17 protein-coding genes and 1 pseudogene are annotated in these 24,506 nt (G+C 51.4%); 8 read left to right on the top strand and 10 right to left on the bottom strand.

Translation table 11 applies throughout. The features are described from left to right. Positions 1-4 precede the first annotated feature (4 nt). The 3 genes from hypE to E3E32_RS04625 all read left to right on the top strand — a co-directional run bounded on the left by hypE (position 5) and on the right by E3E32_RS04625 (position 2,583). Positions 5-1,015, top strand: a complete 1,011-nt coding sequence (gene hypE / locus E3E32_RS04635; RefSeq protein ID WP_167730506.1) for a hydrogenase expression/formation protein HypE — start codon at positions 5-7, stop codon at positions 1,013-1,015. Positions 1,016-1,093: 78 nt separating this feature from the next. Further along, on the top strand, positions 1,094-1,387 hold the full coding sequence (locus tag E3E32_RS04630; RefSeq protein WP_012571246.1) for a hypothetical protein: 294 nt from the start codon (positions 1,094-1,096) through the stop codon (positions 1,385-1,387). Continuing rightward, the gene (locus tag E3E32_RS04625) at positions 1,384-2,583 is read left to right on the top strand and encodes an aminotransferase class V-fold PLP-dependent enzyme (RefSeq protein WP_167730504.1); all 1,200 of its coding nucleotides are present in this window, start codon (positions 1,384-1,386) and stop codon (positions 2,581-2,583) included. Before E3E32_RS04630 ends, E3E32_RS04625 begins: the two co-directional genes overlap by 4 nt. Before the next feature lie 43 nt (positions 2,584-2,626). On the opposite strand, the gene E3E32_RS04620 is transcribed toward E3E32_RS04625, so the two are convergent. The 5 genes and pseudogenes from E3E32_RS04620 to E3E32_RS04600 form a co-directional block, all read right to left on the bottom strand. Further along, positions 2,627-3,763: an ATP-NAD kinase family protein gene (locus tag E3E32_RS04620; protein WP_167730502.1), complete on the bottom strand. Its 1,137-nt coding sequence runs from the start codon at positions 3,761-3,763 to the stop codon at positions 2,627-2,629. A 4-nt stretch (positions 3,764-3,767) separates the two neighbouring features. After that, positions 3,768-5,213 carry a potassium channel family protein gene (locus E3E32_RS04615; RefSeq protein ID WP_167730500.1) on the bottom strand — a complete coding sequence of 482 codons (1,446 nt, stop codon included), beginning with the start codon at positions 5,211-5,213 and terminating at the stop codon, positions 3,768-3,770. Between the two features lie 133 nt (positions 5,214-5,346). After that, a pseudogene (locus tag E3E32_RS04610) lies at positions 5,347-5,529 on the bottom strand (radical SAM protein); the annotation flags it as partial. A 44-nt stretch (positions 5,530-5,573) separates the two neighbouring features. Continuing rightward, entirely contained in the window at positions 5,574-5,984 is a 411-nt protein-coding gene (locus E3E32_RS10100; protein WP_240910563.1) for a DUF4405 domain-containing protein, read from the bottom strand. Beyond that, a complete protein-coding gene (locus E3E32_RS04600; protein ID WP_206205206.1) occupies positions 5,974-6,375 on the bottom strand; it encodes a hypothetical protein in 402 nt (133 codons plus the stop codon). Before E3E32_RS04600 ends, E3E32_RS10100 begins: the two co-directional genes overlap by 11 nt. A 91-nt stretch (positions 6,376-6,466) precedes the next feature. Between E3E32_RS04600 and E3E32_RS04595 the strand changes: the two genes are divergently transcribed. Then, entirely contained in the window at positions 6,467-7,711 is a 1,245-nt protein-coding gene (locus tag E3E32_RS04595) for an MFS transporter (RefSeq protein WP_167730499.1), read from the top strand. An 8-nt stretch (positions 7,712-7,719) separates the two neighbouring features. Here the strand turns inward: E3E32_RS04595 and cdr are convergent, their stop codons facing one another. The 5 genes from cdr to E3E32_RS04570 all read right to left on the bottom strand — a co-directional run bounded on the left by cdr (position 7,720) and on the right by E3E32_RS04570 (position 16,205). Further along, positions 7,720-9,045, bottom strand: a complete 1,326-nt coding sequence (gene cdr, locus E3E32_RS04590) for a CoA-disulfide reductase (RefSeq protein ID WP_167730990.1) — start codon at positions 9,043-9,045, stop codon at positions 7,720-7,722. A 59-nt stretch (positions 9,046-9,104) separates the two neighbouring features. Continuing rightward, positions 9,105-10,271, bottom strand: coding sequence for a 60S ribosomal export protein NMD3 (locus E3E32_RS04585; protein WP_167730989.1), 1,167 nt, complete (start codon positions 10,269-10,271; stop codon positions 9,105-9,107). 53 nt (positions 10,272-10,324) lie between these two features. Further along, a complete protein-coding gene (locus E3E32_RS04580) occupies positions 10,325-10,624 on the bottom strand; it encodes a DUF424 domain-containing protein (RefSeq protein WP_012571264.1) in 300 nt (99 codons plus the stop codon). A 77-nt stretch (positions 10,625-10,701) separates the two neighbouring features. Further along, the gene (locus E3E32_RS04575; RefSeq protein ID WP_167730497.1) at positions 10,702-14,925 is read right to left on the bottom strand and encodes a S8 family serine peptidase; all 4,224 of its coding nucleotides are present in this window, start codon (positions 14,923-14,925) and stop codon (positions 10,702-10,704) included. Positions 14,926-15,167: 242 nt separating this feature from the next. After that, a complete protein-coding gene (locus E3E32_RS04570) occupies positions 15,168-16,205 on the bottom strand; it encodes a hypothetical protein (RefSeq protein ID WP_167730495.1) in 1,038 nt (345 codons plus the stop codon). Between the two features lie 57 nt (positions 16,206-16,262). Here E3E32_RS04570 and E3E32_RS04565 point away from each other — a divergent pair, with 57 nt between their 5' ends. From E3E32_RS04565 to E3E32_RS04550, 4 genes are all read left to right on the top strand, one after another. Then, on the top strand, positions 16,263-18,725 hold the full coding sequence (locus E3E32_RS04565) for a glycosyltransferase family 39 protein (RefSeq protein WP_167730493.1): 2,463 nt from the start codon (positions 16,263-16,265) through the stop codon (positions 18,723-18,725). Between the two features lie 293 nt (positions 18,726-19,018). After that, positions 19,019-21,367, top strand: coding sequence for a phosphoenolpyruvate synthase (ppsA, locus tag E3E32_RS04560; RefSeq protein ID WP_167730491.1), 2,349 nt, complete (start codon positions 19,019-19,021; stop codon positions 21,365-21,367). Between the two features lie 158 nt (positions 21,368-21,525). Further along, a complete protein-coding gene (locus tag E3E32_RS04555) occupies positions 21,526-22,911 on the top strand; it encodes an MATE family efflux transporter (protein WP_167730489.1) in 1,386 nt (461 codons plus the stop codon). Between the two features lie 39 nt (positions 22,912-22,950). Beyond that, positions 22,951-24,375: an MATE family efflux transporter gene (locus E3E32_RS04550; RefSeq protein ID WP_167730988.1), complete on the top strand. Its 1,425-nt coding sequence runs from the start codon at positions 22,951-22,953 to the stop codon at positions 24,373-24,375. Positions 24,376-24,506 lie beyond the last annotated feature (131 nt).

Raw genomic sequence — 24,506 nt, 5'->3', positions numbered from 1 at the left:
AAGCATGAAAATCAAGCTCGAACACGGAGCCGGTGGAGAAATAATGGAGGAGCTCCTGAGAGACGTCATACTGAAGAACCTCAGCCTGAAATCTGCGGGTGGAATTGGCTTGGATGCCCTCGACGACGGGGCCACAATACCCTTCGGGGATAAACACATCGTTTTTACCATCGACGGCCACACCGTGAAGCCCCTCTTCTTTCCGGGGGGAGACATAGGGCGACTGGCAGTTAGTGGAACGGTGAACGATTTGGCCGTTATGGGCGCAAAGCCCCTCGCGCTGGCGAACTCGATGATAATTGGAGAGGGCTTCGACGGGGAAGACCTGAAAAAAATCCTCTGCTCGATGGACAAAACCGCTAGTGAAGTGCCCGTTCCAATAGTCACAGGCGACACGAAGGTCGTTGAGGATGAGATAGGCATGTTCGTCATAACGGCAGGTATAGGAATCGCAGAGAGACCTATAAGCGACGCCGGGGCGAAGGTCGGCGACGTTGTCCTCATCAGCGGGACGATAGGCGACCACGGAATAGCACTGATGAGCCATCGCGAAGGGATAAGCTTCGAGACCGAGCTTAAGAGTGACGTGGCCCCAATCTGGGAGGTCGTTGAGGCCGTTGCAAAAACTATTGGCTGGGGAAACATCCACGCCATGAAGGACCCTACGAGGGGTGGTTTAAGCAACGCCCTCAACGAGATGGCCAGGAAGGCAAACGTTGGGATACTGATAAGGGAAGCCGACGTGCCGATAAGGCCCGAAGTCAGAGCTGCAAGTGAGATGCTCGGCATAAGCCCCTTCGATGTAGCAAATGAGGGTAAGGTCGTCATGATAGTTCCAAAAGAGTACGCCGAGGAAGCCCTAGAGGCTATGAGGAAGACGGAGAAAGGAAAGAACGCGGCGATAATCGGTGAGGTTATAGAGGACTACCGCGGAAAGGTCTTAGTTGAGACAGGCATAGGTGGAAAGAGATTCCTTGAGCCACCTGCGGGAGACCCTGTTCCGAGGGTCTGCTGATTTTCCCATTTTTGTCCTTAACCATCGGTTTGGGAAAGCTATAAATCCTTCCTTCTCAAGCTCTCAATTGGTGAGAGCATGATAATTGCGAAGCCATGCGTAACCATGAAGGGAATAGTGATAAGCGGCTATTCTTGGGATAGAAAGGTCGAGGTGGATCTAACGAGAACCGCCCAGTGCCTGAAGGAAAAAGGTTACGTCATCAAAAAGATTCTCCCCGGGATGATGCTGATCCTTGAGATGGAAGGCTATGAGGTCAGCGTCTATCCAAGCGGTAAGATAATCATCAAGCTCCTTGAGGACTCGAAAAAGGGTGAGGAGATGGCTAGAATCATATACGACTGCGCCGGAATATTGGAGGTGGTTTCATGAGGATTCCGGAGGATGTTAGGAAGGACATACCTCTTACAAATGAGGTGATTTACTTCGACAACACCGCCACTTCACTCACGCCGAAGCCAGTTGTTGAGGCCATGGACGAGTACTACCTGAAGTACCGCGCCAACGTTCACAGAGGCGTTCACAGGCTCTCCCAGATGGCGACTCACAAGTATGAAGAGTCCAGAAAGATCGTTGCGGACTTCATTGGAGCCAAGTTCGAAGAAATAGTCTTCACAAAGAACACGAGCGAGAGCCTTAATTTAGTTGCCCTTGGCCTGGAGCACATATTCAAGAGGGGCGACAAAATCGTGACTACCCCCTACGAGCACCACTCCGATCTGCTCCCCTGGCAGCGTCTGGCCAAGAAACTCGGCCTTAAGCTGGAGTTCATAGAAGGTGACGACGAAGGCAACCTTGATTTAAGCGATGCGGAAAAGAAGATAAAGGGAGCAAAGCTTGTCGCTGTTCAGCACGTCTCGAACGCGCTGGGAGTGATCCATGAGGTGGAAGAGCTTGGAAAGATTGCCAAGGATGAAGGCTCGATATTTGTGGTCGACGCCGCTCAGAGCGCTGGCCACATGGAGGTTAACATTAAGAAGCTCCACGCGGACTTTTTGGCTTTCTCCGGCCACAAGGGGCCCATGGGACCGACTGGAATAGGCGTGCTTTACATCAGGGAAGAGTTCTTTGATACATTCGAACCGCCCTTCATAGGCGGTGGGACTATTGAGGACGTTAGTCTAGACGGCTATAAGCTCACAGAGCCGCCAGAGCGCTTCGAGGCCGGAACGCCGAACATAGGTGGTGCGATAGGCCTCGCAGCAGGAATCCGCTACATCGAGAGGATTGGGCTGGGCAGAATCGAGAGACAGGAGCACAAGCTTGTTAAGAGAACCACCGAAGGCCTCGACGAGCTCGAGGTCCCATGGTATGGACCGAGGAACCTGAAGAAGCATGCAGGAGTCGTAAGCTTCAATGTGCCTGGACTTCACCCCCACGACGTCGCTGCTATACTCGACGACCACAACATAATGGTCCGCTCCGGCCACCACTGTGCTTTGCCGGTGATGAAAAAGCTTGGAATAAACGGAACGGTGAGGGCTTCCTTCCACGTCTACAACAGCCTCGAAGAGGTTGAGACTTTCCTCGGAGTTATGGAAGAGCTGGTAAAAGGTCTGAAGACTTAATTCCCTTTCCCTATGTTTATTGTTCTATGCCTAAGAGACCTATCTAAATAACCCTCACCATCCGTTCCATCCAGGGGCTTACACGAACCCTGATGTAACCCCTGAGCTTCTCATCGACCTCTCTATCACCGGTATATACCCTGATGGTACCGTTTTCAATCTTTGAAGGCGTCGTAACGACGATTATGTTCTCCTTTGGAATGCGCCTCAGGACTTCTGGAGAAAACTGCTGGTTGCCCCTGCCAAAGAGGAATCCAAGACCCCCGATCACAGTGACAACTATCCTGGGATTTCTGTCAGCAAACTCCAGAAGGTCTTTTTCGGTGGCATCTTTAACTAAAAGCTCAGCCTCTCCGTCCTTCACCTGGACTACGTCGACACCAAGGAGGGTTCCCTCTATACCGAGCTTCTCCTTTATCCTCTTTACCGTCGAGCCAGCACCGAGGAAGTAAATCCCATCGCTTTCGAGGATTTCCTCGGCCAATGCCTCGGCTATAGCTTCAAGCTCTTCCTCTTCGTCGAGTGGGGTCGCTTCCTTGCTCCCCTGGACAAGGGTCTCGACGTAGGGGACGAGGGCCCTTCCATAGAGCCTTGCTTTAACCTCATCGTGGCGATAAGCGTTTTCGTCTATGTCATTAACTTCTCTCTCCACGAGCTTTGCCCGCCCCCTGAGCCACTCCACGAGAACCCTGGCGGCATCCTCCGGGGAGGTTGCAAAAACTCCCGAGTACATCTTGACGCCGGTAGGAATTCCTAGAATCGGAACCTCCTCATCGACGGCCGAGTGAACGTCCCTTGCCGTTCCATCTCCGCCAGCGAAGATTATGAGCTCAGCCTTCCCGAGCATGCGCCTGGCGAGCTCCCGCGTGTCTTCCGAACTTGTATCCGGTATCTTAACTCCAAGGATTTCACGAGGGCTTATTTCCCTGTGTTGTATCACCTCGAAGGGGAAGTTGAACTCCCTCAAAACATCCTCACCGAGACCATTTGGTCCGGTCAGGAACTCTATCGAGCGGGCTTCTTCATAGTGGGAAAGCTCTCTCAGGAAAAGCCTGACCAGATCAGAAGCTACCGGTCTCGCACCGCGCTTAATTGCTTCCTCAACGACTCCGTCGGTGCCCTTTAGGGCAACCCTGCCTCCCATGCCCGCTATGGGGTTAATGATAAGTCCAACTTTCATAGACTCACCTCATGTACTTCCTGGCAAAGACTGTAAGGAACACTGCCCACATGAACATTCCGAACAGCGCCTCGACAGACGCTATAATCCTGCCCACTCCCACTGGATGGTAGTCGCCATAGCCAAGAGTGGTGGCGGTCACAACGCTGAAGTACTCATAGTCAAGGAACCCCATGTTACCTGAAACGCCTTCCACGCTCTGGGTTAAGAAGAAGAGGAGTGGGAAGAAGACGTTAACGGCCGCGAGCCATATCAGTATCGGCCTTTTCCAGTCCATTCCGTACTTGCATGTCAAATCGGCGAAGAGCCATTCAAAGGTCGCCTCCAGCTTCAGCAGGACCTTCTTAATTCCCCTCACCCTCGCTGTGAGGCGAGATTGCCTTCTGGAAACCATTTCTTTGTAATAGTACTCATCGGCACGCTCTAGATCACCGTTCCGTTCCCAGCTAGTTCTTGCTATCCTGTAGAATATCTCCGCCATCCTTGGGTTGCTGAAGCGGCAGTCCTCAACGACGACGAAGCCCTGAACGCTTAGCTCGAGGGGAAGGTGGGGCAGAACAGTCACGTTCCAGGTGGCATCGCCGTAGAAGCCAACCCTTCTGAAAATGAAGTTACCCATCACGGTGACGTGAACGAACTCGGGGGACTTTATCCTGCCGCCAAGAATTTCAGCGTGACCAAAGACGTTGAGGTTTTCAAAGACGAGCTGGCCGTGGAAGTGTCTCACGCTCAGCCTGACCTGCCTCTTAAAGCGCGCGGATTGGTCAAACCTGACGTTCCTGAAGGCGAGTACCGTTGCCTTCACACTCCTCTCCGACGAGCCAGAGGGCGTTATGCCATGCTCCTCGAGGATACGCCTCATAAGTGGATACCTGACGTTCACACCTATTCTGCGAACGTTATCCAGATTGCTAAGCTCTATCCTGCCCGTTGCCGTCTTTCTCTCACCGTATTCCTCCTCACTCTTTTCAGCCTTTCCAACGTACTCTGTCGAGTTAATCATTAGGTACCTGACACTCGAGTTCCTGACATACATCGAGTTCGAGAACTTTACGCGGAGGATGTTGAGGCCAAAGACATTGGAACTATGGACAAGGAGCGTTCCGACCTTACTCTCAAAGACGACTATTCTGCCTGCGTAGGAGTTGTAGAAAGTAATTCCCGGAACTGTGACGTCGTCAAATAGGATTGTCTTAATCCGCGAGTTTTTGAAGACTATCGGTTTTTCAGCCCGGAAATTACTTATTTTAGCTTCATACAGGTAGACACTCTCAAAGTATGTCTGACCCTCCTTCAACCTCTTGAGAAAGGCTTCCACTTTGATGCGCTTTATATCCTCCCCGAACAGGCGTTCGCCCTCGTCGTAGGGGATATGGAGGGCGCAGTACTTAGAGCCTTCAAGGGACTTCAACCTGCACCTTTTACCGCTTTCGTAGGTATACTCGCACATGGCTCTCCCAAATAAACTCATCTGGCAACTAATTAAGTTTTCTCCTGCTTTCCAGAGTTCTCATCTAGAACTTCTTCCCGTTATAGTCCAGCTCCATTAGCAGACTTATCCTCAAAAGTTCCAGCGGCTTCTACCTTTTCCGAACTTCCTCAAAGATGAATTCCGGTTCGTAAAAAGCCCTCCTCTCGACCTCCATCTTCAGTGTTCTTCCTATCTGGCAGTAAACTTAGGCGTAGGAGCAGACCTTGTCGGGAATGTTGTTGACACCAGAGCTTTTCCCTAACATTCTCGATGAAACTGGACCAAAGGCTATCATGCCACCACCAGAATTAGGTTAGCCTAAAAGCGTATAAACTTTGCTCACGAACTGAGCTTTCTGAAGTAGGCCTTCATCGTAGACCAGTTAAGGGCTATATGGACGAACGACAGCCCGAAGAAGGCGAAGCCAAGGTATGTGTGGAGGGTATCGGTCAGACTAACCGGTAAGGTTAGTCCGAATTGAGCCGCCAGTGGAGCAACCAGTAGGATTGTCCCCGTTATTCCCGTGATCAACCATAGGACGAAGGGAGTAAGTGAAACCCACATCCTCAGCTTATAGCTCATGGCACTACCCCCTACAAACCTCTGACCGTTTATTATGATAACATCCGCCTTCAGCTCATCATCCTCATAACTTGCGAAGACTTCAACCCTCTCTCTAACGTGGAGAAGGAGAAGCATGTCCTTCCAGTTGTATTCAGCCCCATCCGGCCCCGTCCACTTACCCCTCACCGCTATCGTCTGCCCCCTCCACGACAAAATAGCGGTCAACCAAGTTGACCTCCTCAACGATGTCTGTGATGTTCAAAGTCGTGATGTTGAGCACTTCCTCGGGATTCGTCACGGTGAGATTGATATCCTCAGGAGGCAATCCGATGTAGAACCCGATGGTTACTCTCTCCTCAGTACCGTAGGGACAGCCACTGCCGTATTTAAACACAACGTCAAGGGTGCCGTTGCCGAGAACTCTGACGGTATACTGCTTGAAAGCTGTGTACGGATCAAGGAGCTCTGTCTCAGTCTCGTTGATGACCTCAACGTTTTCGGGATTCTCCGACGAGAGCAAGAAGTACGTCGTTGAGCCTTGACGGGGCTTTCTTCTTTTGTCGTTTCTTCCACACATATTCAATGAACAATTCCGAACATCATAGCCTTCTCCGCGTCACAAATCTTTTTAAACCGAAAGCGACTCCCGAAGGCTCCAAGGTGAGAAAATGAGTCAAAGAGTTTCGGTTGCGGTTAGAAACGCAATGGTCTCGAACCGCTACCGCTACGTTCCCAAGATGCCGCGGTGGTTTTACTCTTTCGTGCCCTTCAAGGTAGCCACAGGTGGAAGCTCCGCCTTGGTCAGCCTCTACCTCCTTGAGCTGGGCGGGAATGCCTCGACCGTCGGTCTTACTTTCGCACTGGCGAGCTTGGCATCGATGCTCGGCGCTCTCTTCTGGGGAAAGCTCAGCGATAAGACTCTGAGGAGGAAACCCTTCATACTGCTCGGCTTCGCGAGCGTGCCACTCTTCCTAACGCTGATGGCACTGGCGAGAACTCCTGCACAGCTCATAGCAATAAACACCGCCTACGCATTCTTCCTTGCATCGACGCTCTCCGTACCGATAGCCCTAGTTTTAAGAAGCGTCAGAAAGCACAGCTGGGACTACGGCATAGGGAAGTTCAACGAGATAAGTGGCTGGGGCTGGGTGCTCGGTCTAGTTCTTGGCTTTGGCCTGTCAAGATTTTTTACGATTCCCCAGCTGTTCGTGGCATTCGCCCTCTTCGGTCTGCCATCTGTGTTCATGGCCCAAAGGATGATACGCGAGGTTCCGATATACGTCAACAGAAAAGCCATAAGAGCATTCGGCAACTACGTCATCGAGAAGGCTCGCTACTTCCCTAGCTTCATCCTCCACACCAATTTCAGCCTTCCAGAGGGTCTGAAAAGGTTCTACATATCGTTTCTGCTCTTCTGGATAGCTGCAGGACTATATTTTCCGCAGGTTCCCGTGCTCCTTACGGAGAACGGCTTCACTAGGGAAATCATTTACCTTACCCTGATCGTCAACTCCACCATAGCGGCCCTCAACTACACCAGCGTCGGGACGAGTATGGGTGAAAACAAGGAAGGAACGCTTAGAAAAGGCCTCCTTATCAGGGCAGGGGCGTTCGTAGCAATCACCGCCGGCGCGCTGATCTCTCCAGCACTGCTCCCCCTGGCGTTCGTCTCATACGCCCTGGCTGGCTACTCCTGGACCTTCATAGGTGTTTCATCGACGGCCATAGTTAGTGAAAATGCCGGTGAAAAGGAAAATGGAAGCGCTATGGGGACCTACAACGTTGTAAGCTCTGCTGGTTACATCACGGGAAGCGCCCTCGGCGGCTGGATTGTAGCCACTGCAGGCTTTGGAACAGCTTTTGGCCTTGGCTTAGTGCTCCTTGGGGGAAGCATCGCGCTATTGAGGAAATGAAAAGAGAGTCAGAACTTCAGAACCCTAGCTAGGACTATCAGAGGGTCCCACACAGGAGCGAAGGGTGGCGCGTAGGCTAGATCCGTGAAGAAAACATCCTTCGTGGTGAATCCAGCCTGAATCATGGCCGCTGCAGCGTCAATCCTTGGCAGTATCTCCCCACCGACGGCCTGAACGCCAAGCAGCCTGTTGGTCTCGTTGTCAACGACGCCCTTAAGATGGATTTCCTTAGCCCCGGGATAGTAGTGCGGTCTTGTCTTCGCCTTTATGAAGGCGGTTCTAACGTCGTAGCCCTCTTTTATAGCCTCAGCCTCAGTTAGGCCGGTCTTGCCCATCTCGAGGTCAAGGAACTTGGTTATGCTGGTACCAAGGACACCCGGGAAGGTTATTTCCTTGCCGGCGATGTTGCTCCCGGCCACGTAGCCCATCTTATTGCCTGACGGAGCCAGTGGAATCCACACGCGCCTGCCGGTTATGATATGCCGAGTCTCTGCTACATCCCCAGCGGCATAGACGTTCTCAACACTGGTCTGCATCTTTTCGTTCGTCCAGATTGCCCCAGTTTCGCCTGTTCTAACTCCAAGCTGTTTGGCTAGTTCAGTGTTGGGTTTTATGCCCGTCGCGATTATAACAAGGTCAGCGGGATACTCGGAGGCGTCGGTGACTACCTTTTCGACCCTTCCGTCACCCTCTATCCTCATCGTCAGCTCCTGCAGGCGGAGGTTGAGGTGGGCTTTGAGTTTCTCCTCCACAATGTCAGTGATCTCCTTGTCGAAGGTCTTTCTAAGAACGCGCTCACTCCTGCCGATGAGCGTTACGTTCTTGCCCTGGGCGACAAAGGCCTCGGCCATCTCGATGGCTATGTAGCCCGTTCCAATGATGACGACGTTTTCAACCTTGTTCTTCTCAATGTAATCTCTTATCGCAACGGCATCCGGAGGGAGATCTGCAGTGAAAACTCCCTCTAGCTCGAGTCCCTCTATGGATGGAACATGAGGAGAAGCACCGTTGGCGAAGACGAGGTAATCCCACTCGTAGGTGTGTTCCCCGTCTTCCTCGCGAACCCTCACAGAACCCTCTTCGACCTCTATTACCTCTGCCTTCATGTGAAGGTCTATGCCACGCTTCTTAATGAAAACCTCCGGTGGATAGTGCATGAGCTTCTCCTTCGGCGAGATTCCTTCTACCACGTATGGAACTCCGCAGGGAGCGTGGCTGACCCATTCTGTTGCTTCAAAGACCTTAACGTCCCATTCCGGCTTCAGGCGCTTGATGCGAGATGCAGCGCTCATTCCAGCTGCTCCACCACCTATGATAACGACTGTCTTCCTCATAAGAATCACCAAAAGAGGTTCAAAACCTACGGTTAAAAAAGTTGGTGGACAAAAGCGGGTCACTCCTTCTTCCGAAGGAAGTACTTCCTGCCCCTGACCTCCACCATGCGGTATATCTCACCTTCCCTCAGATCAATGCCTGGCTTGTCAAGCTCATACGTCTCATAGGTTTCCATATCCATCAGCTGAACTTCGTTCGGGGTTATGCTTGTCACCATTGCCTCGCTTTTCTCGTACTCCACCCAATCTATGCCCTCCCTCTTCACGGTCTTCCAGTCCCTGTGCTCACTTTCGTTGGTCGAAAGGTTCCTGAGGCTCATGCCCTTCCCATCGACCCTCTCAACTTCATAGACGTTGCCGCGCCTATCTTCAACTATGTCCCCTTTCTGGAACTTCGGGATTCTAATGCTCACGCTCGTGCGGTAGACTTCCTTACTCGTCAGCCTGTCCATGCCCACGAGTTCATAGGCTTCACTTATTGTTCCGCCGAAGCGTTCCTTTATTGCCTGGGCAAGCTTTCTGGCACTCGAAGTCGAACCCATGTAGAAGTCCAAGCCTTCCTCCTTCTCTATGGTATCTTGAATGAAGCCCATCCTGTCCTTGCGCATTATCTCGTCAACCTTCTCCTCCACGAGCTTGCCTATCGCTTTACGCTCCTCTTCAGTTAGAGGTCTATCCTCCGCTCTGACCTGCAGAATCGCCTCAAAGTAGCCCCCAAGGAACTTCTGGCAACGGGGACATACCGTCTGACGGACGTAGACCGTCACGTACTTGACCTCGTCGTGGAGCTCGCGCTGGAGCTCGTGGATTCTGGCTTTAACACGAACTTCATAGGTTATTATGGCGGGGAAGTACTCGATGTGCCAGTCCACCGGCTGGAAGGCTACTACTGCCGCTCCAACCGGGAGATCATTTATTTCTCCAAGTTCTTCCATTGAAACTACTTCAAAGCTCCTCACGCGTTCATCGAGGGAATCCCCGAGCTCCTCAAGGAGAGCACCCTCAGCAACTTCAAAAATAAGCTCCTCAAGCTCGTAGGTGCTCGGGTCAACCCACACCCCTCGCTTCTTGTAGCTCCCACAGTTTTGACAGAGCTCTGTGTTTATCTCTCTTTCGATGAGCAGGACAGGGTTCTCTTTACGGAAGCACACCTGGCAGAGACCAACCACTAGAGGCCCACCCTCGCTCTCGCTTATTCCACACCTGTAGCAGAACCTCTCACTCATAGTTCTCACCGGAGAAGAAGTGAGAAGGGATGTTTAAAAAACCTCTGATTTCCTTAGAGGAACATCTTGGCCATTTGGGCATGTGGAATTCCCTGGATCCTCAGGACTCTATCCTCGTCCACATAGCCCAGCTCTATAGCCTTTCTAACGCATCTTTCGCCCGTGAGGTTAGCTATCGTGGCTTCCTCGAGAAGGCTCTCCAGGGCATCTTCCTCAACTAATTCTCCTTTGTAAAAGCGTTCCTTTACTTCTAATTTGAGTTCTCCTTCTCTGAAGGTCTTTCCAAGAAGCTCCTCGTCGCATGCTGCTAACAGAACTTCTCCCTGAACGCGATAGACCTTGATGTATATCATGAGCGCCACCGAGAAGAGAAACATCCGGTGGTTTAAAAGCATTGGGTAGAAAAATCAAGAGAGAAGAAAAGAGGGCATCAGCCCTCGGAACCTTCTATCTCGTTAACTGCCTCCTCGAGCAGTGTGTAGGCCTTGAGGATGTTGAGATAGGCCTTCCTGACGTACGGAAGTGCCGCAACGGCGAGGTTCTCTCTGTACGGGTTCATGTACTTCTTTGCCTCTGCGTAGTACTCGTCGGCGAGCTCCTTGTAGCGCATGGCCTCCTGAAGGGTCTCGTTGTCAACACCGAGTTTGACTGCTTTCTGGTAGAGCGGATCAAACTTCTGGTTGTACCTCCAGTAGAGCATGTACCAGACATAGTTCCAGGTGCTGACGATGTAGCGGGCGGTCTTGTACTCGATGGTGACTGTAACTGGGGACGCGTACCTGACCTTGACAATAGTGTAGACGGCATTCTGGCCCTCAATGGTATAGTACTCGAGCACATGATCGCCGGCGACCTTGACGTACTGGGTGTCAACTGGAAGGGTGACTAGGAGATATCCAATCGTACCGCTGGAACCTTCAGCGGTAATTTCTATCATCGTGCCGCTGTCCGAAACATTGACATTGGTTACACTACCAAGTCCCGTGGCGATGTATGGTTCTATCTGGGTAGCATCGTAAACCTCATTGCCAGCAAGCTCCTTCACCTTGATCGTGAATGTTCCAGAGTAGTCCATGTAGTAGTCACTGATGACACGGATATTGAAGGTTTCCTCAAGCTTAAGTGGAACGAAGTAGACATCCACTTCACCGTTGTCAGTGTAGTACTCCCTGCCGTTCACGATGACCTTGGCTGGAGCGTTTATCAGCTGCATGGTCGCAAGGTCGAGGAGCTTGATCTTAAGCACCGACTGCTTGCCAAGCGTGGCCTCTGAATAGACTGCCACAAACATCTCCGGACTGCCCACTTGGAATATCATAGGCGCGTAGGTGAGAGCCTCGCCAGTGCCGGAATCGACGAGACCCATGACTCCAAGGTAAGTTCCATAGTTGTTGAGTTCAACAGTGGCCTTTATGGTCTTGCTGGTGCCATCTGTGAATGTAAACGGAGTACTATCAACGCTGACGTTGCCGTTATCGCCGAGTATCTGGTAGTAGAAGACGTACTGGATTGGGTTGTAGTCAACTGTGTCGTAGCCGTAAACCGCGATGAGGTAATAGCCCGGCTCTGGCATAAACTTCTCAAATACCTCGTCGGAGGTTGGGCCTATCTGCTCCCAGTAAAGGGTGTAGTTTGTGAAGTTCATGAGGTCCTCGTAAGTCGGGAAGTAGAACACGTACAGATCAAGGTCAGCGTTCGGGTCTTCTGGCTGGGTGATTCCGAACTTGATGTAGTAGTCAGAGCTGGTGATCCCCACTGCACTTATGATATCCCAGTCGCTCTGGTTGACTTCCCTGATCATGGCGTATGCCTCGTCCAGCCTGCCAACACCATAGCCGACGACACTGGCGTTGAGGGTCATGTAGCTGTTCTCAACAACTGCACTAACGCTGACGTTGTTCGGTGAGGGGATGTCTTTCTGGATGATTTCGGGAGTTATTGAGATAGAGCTAATCTTGACTTCAATCTCATAGGTAGAGGTGTCGTATCCGCTGAAGTACTTGGTGAAGGTACTGCTGTAAGCGGTTATTTCCCAAGTTCCCTCTTCTGGCTCAGGTATGTACCATGTGTACTCAAAGATGTTTCCTGCTGGGTTAGCACCGACGTAGTAGTAATCTGGCACATAGCCAGCAACAACACTGCCAGTGGGCTTTGCGATTAGGAGGGTTGTTCTACCCATTGGATTGCCGTTCTCATCGGCAGGAACACGAAGGGTAACCTCAAGCATCTTGGCTCCACGTGGGACATCAACGAAGTAGTGCTTGGCCTCACCGGGACTTTCGACGTCAGAAAGCTTAACACTGGTCTCTCCGTTCGGGTTCATTGGGATGTCAACGGTAACAGCCACATAACCGTCAATGTAGCTGGTGTCCGGGTCGTCTATGTAGATAAGACCAACGTAGGTGCCGCTCTTCTGGAGCTTGGAGTAGTCAATGTTTATGGAGAACTGTCCGATAGTGGCGTTTCCTGCGATGACCTCGGAGGTGTTCGGGATAATCCAATCAACGTTCGTGCTTATCTTGTAGGTCTTCTCCGCAGAGGTGTACCAGAGACCCCCGCCTGGTATGTAGTCCATCGGGTAGAAGTATACCGGAACGCTTCCAGGGTACTCGTTCCTTATGTAAACGCCGCGGTAGAGGTACGGGAGTCCAAACATTGCCTGGAAGTAGCCATTGAACTCTATAATGGCAGGTGAAAGCGGTATTAACTCATGGCCTAGTGGATTCTTGAAGCTCGTGAAGGTGGTTCCAGCATAGATGTAAGTAGTTGGCTCTTGGCTGAGCTCTTGGAGAGTCTGTATGGCTTTGTCGATCTGTATCAGGCCGAATCCCTGATCAATCATTGTCTGATTGGTGGGAGCGGCGCTCATCTCAAGGGCGCGTTTTATCATGATTGGGTCATAGTTAAGACCGTGCTGCTTTGCATAGCTTACCATGAGTGCAACAGCACCGCTGACGTGCGGAGTGGCCATTGATGTACCGCTCCATATTCCATAGTATCTGTAGGAGTTGTTGTAAACGATAGTGTACCACATTGGAAGGCTGGAGAATATCAGTGTTCCTGGTGCCATAACATCCGGGTCAAGGAGACCATCCATCCTCGGGCCCCTGCTGGAGCTCATTGCAGGCCCATTGGCAACCCCATCAACACCGTACCAGAACTCCCACCTTTCACTGCTCCAGTAGTTACCGACAGTAATAGCGAGGTCAGAGTCACCAGGCGAGCCGACGGTGTTGGTCGTTGGACCGTCGTTTCCAGCCGCTATTGAGAATACAACTCCAAACCAATCGCTAAGCAGGTTAACGTAGAATATTTCGGGGTTCTCGAGACCGTCGTTGTACTCCGGAGAGCTTCCGAGGGACATGCTTATAACATCGGCACCTTCTAGGGTAGCATATATCATTCCGTTGATAATCCAGCTTGTTCTTCCGAATCCGTACTCACCAGGAAGTACCTTGACTTCTATGAGCTGGGCGTTCGGAGCCACACCGTAAACGCCGTAGAACACTGGATCAGTGGGCAGGCCAACACCTGCAACGGTACCGCTGACGTGAGTTCCGTGACCGTGAGCGTCCCACATGAACATTGCGTAGTATGGAGCCATGAACTCGGCAAACGCAACGTTAACGAGGCTGGTGTTGAAGGTGAAGTATTCACTCGTCTCATTGTAAAGGCCAACTCCAGTGTCATCAGTAAAGTTATTGTTCATATTGATATCCATGTATGCGGTGTAAGTGCCATTGTTGTCAACGACGAGAACCGGGTAAACATCGTTCTTATCACCATCAAAGTTCAAGTCAAAGTACCTCTCCGGGAGGAGTCCTATATAGTACATGTCACCGGTTATGTTGCCAACGTAGTAAGTGCCCATCGTGTAGTTGGTGAATTCCTCAGGATGGCCATAGTAGAGGTAGTAAACACCCCAGTCAAGTGTAACGTTCTGGTTGACCGCTATGGTGCCATTGATGACAACACTGGTGTTGTAATAGATGTCAGCAATCCCCTCATCGCTCGCATCATATACGTCAATTATCTTCCTTCTTCCGTCGAGGGTCATCTGAAGGAACGGGTGTCCAACGTCAACTCCGGTATCGAGAACGGCAACTGTAACATTGTCACCGAATACGCCGTAGTTGATCCAGGCATCGTAGGCCTTGATAGTGAAGACGCTCATGAACATGTTAGGCAGCTCGGGAACGTCTTTGGAGGGCTCTTCACTGCCCACTTCTGGCAGAACCGGCTCCGCAAGCTTGACGATAGCGTCCTTCCAGACGTAGAGGATTCCCGGAATATCAGCAAGCTCTTCAACTTTAGAAACAGGCATAGTAACGACGATGAATTGGTACTGAGGCTTGCTTATGGGGTCGATTTCACCCAGCTTCTTTAAAGCGCTGTAAACGTCCATGGCATGCTCCTTGTCAGGTGCAACTATGAGCCTGACGGTCTTGTCACTGGTCTTTATGATCCTCTGTATTTGCTCTTCTATGGTTGAACCGCTGATCCATTCCCGTTGTGAGAGAGTGTCGCTCGTTTGAATGGTAGAGGTAGAGTCCATTACAGGCGCAGCTGAGACTGGCACCGTTGATAGTGCCATTGGGATTGCCGATAGTAGCATCACTACCACGACTAAAAGGCTCAGAGCCTTTTTATTCATCCTAACACCTCCTAATCGTAATGCTCATCTATACAGTGAAAATCGCATGGATATAAAGATTTCGTTCTATGGAGTAACCATATCTCCTCTACTAACCCTGTAACACCAGCAGTGACTCTTTTTGAACATTAGAATGCTAGTTTGTCAATCTCAATAAAACGGAAAGTGAATCTAATAGTAGGGAGATGTAACTCCCACACTCTTCATAGAATCTGCCTTGACCCGGATAGGAACAGTACAGATTACTCCTCTAGAAACAACAGTGTTCCCAGAAGGAATATCAGCAGGAAGGCATCGATTCCAGGATCGAGGGCGTATATCATAATGGCAAGCACAAATGCAAAACTTTTTGTGTTTTTCTCACTCTCCCTCAGGAGGAAACCTAACAAAAAAGCCTCCAGAAGTCCAAAAAATCCAAAATCGGCAATTGCCTGTCCGAAAAAGAAATATGTGTAGTTGCCGCTCGCCCCAAAGAGCCCTGCAATCATATGCCTCGGATTGTCGCTGAATAGCAGACTCCCATGGAAGATGCCAGTCGGAAGGGAAAGACGAACCAAGTTGTGAAACACTAAGAAAGTAAAACCAATCCTAATCAGAATTGCTTCGATGCTACCGCTGAGCCATATCACCAAAAGGCCCAAGAGGAGACCACTTCCCAGAGTTTTTGTATCAACTCTGAAAATCCCGCGGGAGTACAGGTCAAAGACGTAGGCGAGGTACATCAGCACTATAAGGGAGCGGAACGTTCCGAGGAAGAAGATGAAGGTAAAGATCAGGAACAGTAGAGTCTTCACTTTGGTGCTGGTGTCTGTGTACACAATGCTGAGGGCCCCCAAAAGCGCAGAAAAGACAAGCGGTCCAACCAGCTCATACCTCAGGTGTTTCTCAAATAGAGGAACACCCACGGCCAGATAAAGACCAATCGGGATAAGAAGGGCAATAACCAAAGCATGAACTGCAAATCTGTTGTACACATTGATACGGAGACAATAAGCCACAATGAGCAAGGTGGCTAACAGCGGGCCGAGGGGATATTCAAGGAATGAGAGCACGAATATTCCCAGAGCGTAGAACCAAGGATTTACCTTGAATCTGGTTGAATATCCGAGGGCAAATACTGCAAAGAACGCCAGAGCATAAACCACGCCTAACAGTAGCATTGAGGGAGAAAGGCCCTTAGCATAAATTAGCTCCCTCAACTCGCCGTCAAAGTAGTTGGAATAGAGGGAGATGAGGAGATAACTGAAAAAGGCGAGGCTAAAGATTTTTAACCCCCTCACTTTACCACCAACTAATGTTAAAGGGAGAGCTTAAAAGGTTTGAGGGGTGCCGGTGAGATGAAAACTAGGGCTGAAAAGCGTTACCTTCCACTGCTCCTCGTCGCGTCTTTTATCATCAGGCTGATACCTCACAGGACTCTTCTGCTGGCGACCTACGACGAGTACCTTCACAGAGACATAACACTGAGGCTCGCCGAGCAGGGATTAAGTGCGATATCAAAAGATATCCCATCCCTTCTCGGTCTGAGGGCCTACAGCTACCCACCGCTCTTCCACATCATCGGAGCAGCAGTGTATAAGCTGTTCCCCTCGGATTACATATTCTTCATACTCCCGCCCATCTACGGCACCATAGCTGTGTTTGGCTTCTATCTCGCCTTTAAAGAGCTCATGGAAGATAGAAAGCGCGCACTCCTTGCGACGGCGCTTTTAGCTTTCGCTCCGAACTTCATATACAGGACTGGGCTCTACATCCCTGAGAACCTCGGACTGGCAATGTTCTCCTTCAGCCTGCTGTTCCTGATAAAGTTCCTGAAGACCAGGCGTCTCAAGTATCTGATAATCCTTGGCGTTTTGCTTGGGGTGTACATGCTCACCCATAGGGGATGGATATTCTTCATGATGGCGGCAGCACTGATAGTTTTCTCCTACCTGTGGCCAACGGTAAAGAGGAACCTCCACTACTTCCTAGCCCTGCTAGTTCTGGCGTACATAGCATACCTCCAGGTCGAGTTCATTAACTCCCTCGTTGCGGACTTCTTCCTGAGGCTGCAGAAGACGGAAGTCAGCTTCTTGGGCTACTTCAAGTGGATAGGGATCATCCAGCTCGTATTTGGCGCTCTCGGAACGAAATATTACCTCGAAAAAGATCCCATAAGGAGGGGCTTTGCCCTTTGGGCCTGGGCATTTATGCTCGCCGGCGGTATCTCCTTCCGCTTTCGTGACCCCTACGCGACGATACCTCTCGCTGCCATGGCCACCGATTTCCTGATGGACGAAGTATTCCCAAGGATGGCGTTACTCCTCAGGGAATCCTTTGAGGATGTCAGGGGATTCGGAGCGGGCTGGATCAGAAAGGTCACAGCAAAGAAGAGCTTCGCAACGGCAGTTATCATATTGATGCTCTTCGTTCCTTTCGCCCAAGGAACCTACGGTGCCTTAAAGTACATCAACCCACCGACAATTAGCGACAAGGAGGCCTATCAGTGGGTTATCGACAACACCCCCGAGAACGCCACTATACTCGTCTGGTGGGACATGGGATATCTCATCATAGGCAACACCCATAGGAAGGATGTTGTCATCTGGAAAAAAGTCTATCAGGGCTTCTTTGGTGAGGCGCCAACGGCAATGGAAGCGAGTCAGGCGTACAACGACCACGTTGTGATGTTCAGCTCCAATCAGAGGGAGCGCGTCTATTTCCTCATGAAGAAATACAACGTGAGCTACATCTTCGTGGACAAGACAAGACTGAGCTACGGCCTCATCAAGTACGGCCTCATGGAATACGCCCCCTACGATACCCACTTCAAGCTCGAGTTCTGCAACGGCAACGCCCAGATATACCGCTTCATTCCGGAGCCTGAACTGAAGCCGGTGGATCCCTTCCCTCTGAACTACACCGGAACCTATGAGCCTCTCGTAAACTTCCTGGAAAAGTTCTGGACCGGCTACAACTACGCAGACTTCGATGACCGCTACAAGGCCTACTTCAACCTCAACGCTTGGATGGTAGAGCTCTACACGAGGCTCTACGAGAAGACGGGAGATGAGGCATTCAAGGAACGCACCGACTGGCTCCTCCAATGGCTCTCTTACAAGCAGATGGACAACGGAGCCTTCCCGTGGGGCGTTCCGCCGAATGATTTCACGCTCTACACGGCATACACCCTTGAACCCCTGAGGGACATCAATTTCGATGGTAAAGAGAAGTCAATTGAGCTCCTCGAGAGCCGGGAGATGGAAGACTACTTCATGACGACGCCGAAGGACGAGAAGGGGTCACTTGTCGTCAATGCCATGCTACTTCCTCTCTACAAGGAGCTGGGAATACTCAACGAGACCACTGAGAAAAACGTGCTTGAGGAGATACTTAAAGAGCAGAAGAGAGGAGGCAGCTGGAACGATAACGTGGGAACGACCGTGGCGATAGCCTCAGGCCTCGCCAGGTACTATCAGCTGACGGGCAATGAGACAGTTCTCGAGTCGATAAAGAAGGCCGCGGAGTGGCTGAGGGATCAGCAGGAAGAGAGTGGAAAGCTAAAGGCTGAGAAGTTTGAGTACGCCTACTCGCGCGCCACCTACGCTCAAATGGCCTATATATACCACGTCGCTGGATTCACCGAGGATGAAAACAGGACGATACAGTTCATCTTCAACACCTTTGATCCCAACAGGGAAGTTCACCCACTAGACGCCGTTTTAACTATGTACCGCCACTTCAGTTACGCCTACGGCTGGAATAAAGCCATAGGGATGCTAAACGAACTGCTAGAGCTTCATTCATTGATTGAAATTTAATTAGATATTCCTCATTTCTTCTCTGTTTATTGTGCTCGGCAATTACAAATAGTATCGTCGCATTAGGATATTTGTGGGAATGGGCGAAAAATATAAAAATTCAAAAAACATTTCCAGAAAAAACTTCGTGAGCTCCGCAAAAAAGAATAAAGAATTATGATACCTTTATCCATCCAATGCGTACATTTGGAGTTTCTATCATTTCTGTACGCCACCGAACATCACTGGATAGTTAATTTTAAATATAGACTTTCTATATATCACCCGCAGTAAACAACTGTGGAGGGATTCGTATGAGCGAATACAAGTTTATAAAGTGGTTTGAGGATCTTGGAAAGAAGGACGTTGCCCTTGTCGGTGGAAAGGGTGCAAACCTTGGTGAGCTTACCAACGCAGGTATTCCGGTTCCACCCGGGTTCTGTGTTACTGCTGAGGCCTACAAGTACTTCGTTGAGAACGTCCGCGTTGAGGATGGTAGAACCCTTCAGGAGTGGATTCTGGACATCATCACCCGAACCAACGTTGATGACTCCAAGCAGCTCCAGGAGAACACCGCTAAGATAAGGGAGAAGATCATCTCCATGGAGATGCCCGCGGAGATAGCCAAGGAGATTGTTGACGCCTACAAGAAGCTCAGCCAGCGCTTCAACAAGGACGCCGTTTACGTTGCCGTCCGCTCTTCTGCCACCGCTGAGGACCTTCCAGAGGCTTCCTTCGCCGGCCAGCAGGAGACCTACCTCGACGTCTACGGCGAGGACGACGTTCTCGACAAGGTCAAGCGCTGCTGGGCCAGCCTCTGGACTGCAAGGGCCACCTTCTACAGGGCCAAGCAGGGCTTTGACCACAGCAAGGTCTACCTCAGCGCCGTCGTCCAGAAGATGGTCAACAGCGAGACCAGCGGTGTCATGTTCACTGCCAACCCTGTCACCAACGACAGGAGCGAGATCATGATCAACGCCGCCTGGGGCCTCGGTGAGGCCGTCGTCAGCGGTGCCGTTTCTCCGGACGAGTACATCGTTGAGAAGGGTACCTGGAAGATCAAGGAGAAGTACATCGCCAAGAAGGAGATAATGATTGTCAAGAACCCCGAGACCGGCAAGGGAACCGTCACCGTTAAGACCGCCGAGTATCTCGGCCCAGAGTACGTTGAGAAGCAGGTCCTCACTGACGAGCAGATACTCGAGGTCGCCAAGATCGGTGCCAGGATCGAGGAGCACTATGGCTGGCCGCAGGATATCGAGTGGGCCTACGACAAGGACGACGGCAAGCTCTACATCGTCCAGTCCAGGCCGATTACGACCCTTAAGGAGGAGGTTAAGACGGAGGAGGCCGAGATGACCGAGGAGATGAAGGTTCTTCTCAAGGGTCTTGGAGCCTCACCGGGCATTGGTGCCGGTAAGGTTGTCGTCATCTTCGACGCGAGTGACATAGACAAGGTCAAAGAGGGCGATGTCCTCGTCACCACCATGACCAACCCGGACATGGTTCCGGCCATGAAGAGGGCCAGCGCTATCGTCACCGACGAGGGCGGAAGAACATGCCACGCCGCCATCGTTAGTAGGGAGCTTGGCATCCCGGCCGTCGTCGGTACCAAGGAGGCTACCAAGGTCCTCAAGGACGGCATGCTCGTTACCGTCGACGGTACCAGGGGTGTCGTCTACGAGGGCATAGTCAAGAGCCTCGTTAAGAGCGAAGAAGAGAAGGCCGAGGGTAAGGTCGTCGTTGCCGGTGCTCCACTCATCACCGCCACCGAGGTCAAGGTCAACGTCTCCATGCCGGAGGTCGCCGAGAGGGCCGCCGCCACCGGCGCCGACGGAGTTGGCCTCCTCAGGGCTGAGCACATGATCCTCGGCATCGGTGCCCACCCGATCAAGTTCATCAAGGAGGGCAGGGAGGAAGAGCTCGTTGAGAAGCTCGTCGAGGGCATCAGGAAGGTCGTTGAGGCCTTCTACCCGAGGAGGGTCTGGTACAGGACCCTTGACGCTCCGACCAACGAGTTCCGCGAGCTCCCAGGTGGCGAGGACGAGCCAGAAGAGAGGAACCCGATGCTTGGCTGGAGAGGCATCAGGCGCGGTCTCGACCAGCCTGAGCTCCTTAAGGCCGAGTTCAAGGCCATCAAGAGGCTCGTTGACGAGGGCTACGACAACATCGGTGTCATGCTCCCGCTCGTCAGCCACCCAGAGCAGATAAGGAAGGCCAAGGAGATAGCCATGGAGGTTGGCCTCATTCCGCACAAGGACGTCGAGTGGGGCGTCATGATCGAGACCCCGGCTTCAGCCCTCATCATCGAGGACCTCATCAAGGAGGGCCTTGACTTCGTCAGCTTCGGTACCAACGACCTCACCCAGTACACCCTCGCCATCGACAGGGACAACGAGCGCGTCTTCAAGCTCTACGACGAGAAGCACCCGGCCGTTCTCAAGCTCATCGAGAACGTCATCAAGGTTTGCAAGAAGTACGGCGTCGAGACCAGCATCTGCGGCCAGGCCGGCAGCGACCCGAAGATGGTCAAGCTCCTCGTCAGGATGGGCATCGACAGCGTCAGCGCCAACCCGGACGCCGTCGAGCTCGTCAGGAAGACCGTCGCCAGGGAAGAGCAGAAGCTCATGCTTGAGGCTGCCAGGAAGAGGCTCTTCGAGTGAACCTCTTCAAGTAGCGCTCTGCGCTTCCTTCTTTTCTATCCCCTTTGATTTCTATCTTCCGTGACTTAACGCATTCTCCGGTTTTCCGAAAAACAGAAATGGATTCTTTATCCACGGCAAGGCTTTTATATTAGCGTTTCGACATTCATTTGATTGATATGGACGGCGACAGAAGGGACAAAATAGATGCGATGAGGCAGCAAATCGTCGAGGGACACGTGGAGAAGACCCTCATCAAGTTAGCTTTCCCGCTCATCATCAATAACTTAGTGCAGGTTCTTTACAACCTCACGGATACCTTCTGGCTCGGTAAGCTCGGCAGGGAAGAACTCTCTGCACCGGGGACCGCGTGGCCCCTCGTGTGGTTCTTCATGAGCATAGGGATGGGCTTCGCAATAGCAGGCTTCGCCTTCGTGAGCCAGTATGTGGGAGCTAAGAGGTACGACGAAGCAAACAGAGCGGCGGGCTCCCTCTATTCCCTCATGATGATATTCTCTGCCATTGTGGCGGTCGTCGGTGTTCTGATAGCGCCTCTGGCGATGGATTTCATGAACGTCACGCCTGAGGTGTATGACTATGCCCTGAGCTACACGAGGATAGTCTTCATCGGAATACCCTTCTCTTTTACGCTCTTCGCTTTTAACTTCCTCCTGAGGGCCATAGGAGACACTAAAACGCCGATGAAAATAAACGCGTTCACTGTCTTCCTTAACATAGTCCTTGACCCGTTTCTGATCTTCGGCTGGCTTGGATTTCCAGAGATGGGTGTCGTCGGAGCGGCTGTGGCTACGATGGTCTCAAACAGCATCGGTTCGCTCATAGGCGGCTACCTGCTCTTCACAGGCAAGGTTGGAATCCACCTAACGCTGGAAAACCTGAAGCCGAACTGGGACTTCTACAAGCGTATCTTCAGGGTAGGCATTCCATCAAGCGTTGGTTTCTCCACGGATGCCCTAGGCTTTGTTGTGCTTACAAGGATTATATACGGTTATGGAACTGTAGCCTTCGCAACGTACAGCATAGCCAACAGGCTGATCAACTTCATGTTCGCCTTTGCCAACGGCATAAGCCAGGCCATGGGTACGATGGTAGGTCAGAACGTTGGGGCAGAGAAGTACGAGAGGGCCAAGAAGATAGCCGAAAAAGCGATGCTCATCAACTTCATAATCCTGAGCGCTGGAACGGCCATAGTCATCGTTTTCAGGCTGCAGATATTCGGCTTCTTCCTAAAGGACCCAGAGGTTTTAGCGGAGAGCGTCAAGTTCGTGAAGTACTTCGCGGTCTCGCTGCCCTTCTTCGGCATACTCTCCGCGGTAAGCAACGTCTTCCAGAGCGCTGGCCACACTAAGAAGGCCATGGTGCTTGGCATGATAAGGCTCTGGATCCTGAGAATTCCTCTCGCTTACGGTCTCGGGCTGTTCCTGAATGACACCATTGGAGTCTGGCTCGGTATGGGGCTAAGCAACATCCTCAGCGCGCTGTTTGCCCTCGCTTGGTTCCTCCAGGGAAGCTGGATGAGAAAAATAATAGAAAAAGTACCATAACCCTTTTATATCAACGTTTCGATTGCGGTCTGATTGAACATGGGGGGCAAAAAAGTTCAGAAAATGCGCGAGGAGATACTCCAAGGGCCCATCGAGAAGACGCTTTTTGCGCTCTCATTTCCCCTAATAATCAACAACTTAGTGCAGGTTCTTTACAACCTCACGGATACCTTCTGGTTAGGACGCCTTGGTAGGGCAGAACTTTCAGCTCCTGGAACGGCATGGCCAATGATAGGGACTCTCATGGCTTTAGGCATGGGCTTTGCAACTGCCGGCTTTGCTCTGGTAGGCCAGTATGTTGGAGCCGGAAGATACGACAAGGCCAACAATGCAGCTGGCTCGCTTTACTCCCTTGTCCTCATATTTGCGACAATCGTTGGCGTATTCGGCTACTTCGTGACCCCCTATGCGCTTCATTTCATGAAGGTCTCGGAGAGCGTCTATCCCTACGCCCTGGCCTACACCCGAATAATCTTCCTCGGCATACCCTTTGCATTCACCAGCTTCGCCTTCAGCTTCCTCCTGAGGGCGGTTGGTGACACCAAAACGCCAATGAAGCTCAATCTTTTAACGGTTGCCATAAACGTAATTCTTGATCCGATACTTATCTTCGGCTGGCTCGGCCTTCCGGAGATGGGAATAAAGGGAGCCGCTCTGGCAACGATAACGGCCAACAGCGTTGGCTCACTCATCGGGGCGTACCTCCTCTTCAGCGGTAGGGTTGGGGTTCACCTGACACTTGAAAGCCTCAAGCCCAATCTGGAGTTCTACGGCAAGATATTCCGCATAGGACTGCCCTCGAGTGTCGGGCAGTCGGCAAATAATTTTGGCTTCGTAGTTCTGACGAGGATTATATTTGGCTTCGGCGATGTAGCTTACGCTGCCTATATAATCACCACTCGCCTCGTGAACGTCCTCACGAGTATAGCAAGGGGAATAGGAATGGGAATGGGCACAATGGTCGCCCAGAACGTTGGTGCGGAGCAGTACGAGAGGGCCAAAAAGATAGCCGAGAGGACAATGATGGTGAACTTCGCGATAGCCTCGCTTTCAGTCCTCCTGATAGGGATCTTCCGGGAGGATATTTTCCGCATCTTCCTCAATGATCCAGCCGTTATAGCAGAGAGTGAGATAGTGCTCAAGTACTTCCTCATCTCAGTCCCATTTTTCAATGGCATCTTTGTCGTCGTGACCAACGTCTTTAGGAGTGCCGGCCATACCAAAAAGAGCATGACGCTGAGCATACTGCGCCTCTGGGGGCTCAGAGTACCTCTTAGCTACGCCTTTGGATATATACCGGCGATAACAATACTCGGACTCACGATACCCCTTGCCGAGTTCTTTGACTTCACCAGCAAGGGCGTCTTCTTCGGCATGGGACTGAGCAACTTTATAGCCGCAGGTGTTGCATTAATATGGTTCGTGCGGGGCACATGGATGAAAAGGATCATTGAAAGATGGTAATACCCTCCTATTTTGCCCCCCAAAGGGTAGGGCCTGAAAAGTCGTTAAGTAAAGATGTTCGTGAAAAGTTTCCTGCCTTCACGAGTAAGAACCGATAATTTTTTAAACTTTCTTGCGAATTATAAGTAAAT

It is taken from the genome of Thermococcus sp. GR6 (assembly GCF_012027415.1).
Taxonomy (GTDB): Archaea; Methanobacteriota_B; Thermococci; order Thermococcales; family Thermococcaceae; genus Thermococcus; species Thermococcus onnurineus.
This window is presented reverse-complemented; position numbering and strand designations above follow the sequence as displayed.

What these genes read in the sequence shown, in the direction of transcription:
- hypE (WP_167730506.1), top strand. Translation starts at nt 5, where the DNA reads ATGAAAATCAAGCTCGAACACGGAGCCGGTGGAGAAATAATGGAGGAG.
- E3E32_RS04630 (WP_012571246.1), top strand. Translation starts at nt 1,094, where the DNA reads ATGATAATTGCGAAGCCATGCGTAACCATGAAGGGAATAGTGATAAGC.
- E3E32_RS04625 (WP_167730504.1), top strand. Translation starts at nt 1,384, where the DNA reads ATGAGGATTCCGGAGGATGTTAGGAAGGACATACCTCTTACAAATGAG.
- E3E32_RS04620 (WP_167730502.1), bottom strand. Translation starts at nt 3,763, where the DNA reads ATGAAAGTTGGACTTATCATTAACCCCATAGCGGGCATGGGAGGCAGG.
- E3E32_RS04615 (WP_167730500.1), bottom strand. Translation starts at nt 5,213, where the DNA reads ATGTGCGAGTATACCTACGAAAGCGGTAAAAGGTGCAGGTTGAAGTCC.
- E3E32_RS04600 (WP_206205206.1), bottom strand. Translation starts at nt 6,375, where the DNA reads ATGTGTGGAAGAAACGACAAAAGAAGAAAGCCCCGTCAAGGCTCAACG.
- E3E32_RS04595 (WP_167730499.1), top strand. Translation starts at nt 6,467, where the DNA reads ATGAGTCAAAGAGTTTCGGTTGCGGTTAGAAACGCAATGGTCTCGAAC.
- cdr (WP_167730990.1), bottom strand. Translation starts at nt 9,045, where the DNA reads ATGAGGAAGACAGTCGTTATCATAGGTGGTGGAGCAGCTGGAATGAGC.
- E3E32_RS04585 (WP_167730989.1), bottom strand. Translation starts at nt 10,271, where the DNA reads ATGAGTGAGAGGTTCTGCTACAGGTGTGGAATAAGCGAGAGCGAGGGT.
- E3E32_RS04580 (WP_012571264.1), bottom strand. Translation starts at nt 10,624, where the DNA reads ATGATATACATCAAGGTCTATCGCGTTCAGGGAGAAGTTCTGTTAGCA.
- E3E32_RS04575 (WP_167730497.1), bottom strand. Translation starts at nt 14,925, where the DNA reads ATGAATAAAAAGGCTCTGAGCCTTTTAGTCGTGGTAGTGATGCTACTA.
- E3E32_RS04565 (WP_167730493.1), top strand. Translation starts at nt 16,263, where the DNA reads ATGAAAACTAGGGCTGAAAAGCGTTACCTTCCACTGCTCCTCGTCGCG.
- ppsA (WP_167730491.1), top strand. Translation starts at nt 19,019, where the DNA reads ATGAGCGAATACAAGTTTATAAAGTGGTTTGAGGATCTTGGAAAGAAG.
- E3E32_RS04555 (WP_167730489.1), top strand. Translation starts at nt 21,526, where the DNA reads ATGGACGGCGACAGAAGGGACAAAATAGATGCGATGAGGCAGCAAATC.
- E3E32_RS04550 (WP_167730988.1), top strand. Translation starts at nt 22,951, where the DNA reads ATGGGGGGCAAAAAAGTTCAGAAAATGCGCGAGGAGATACTCCAAGGG.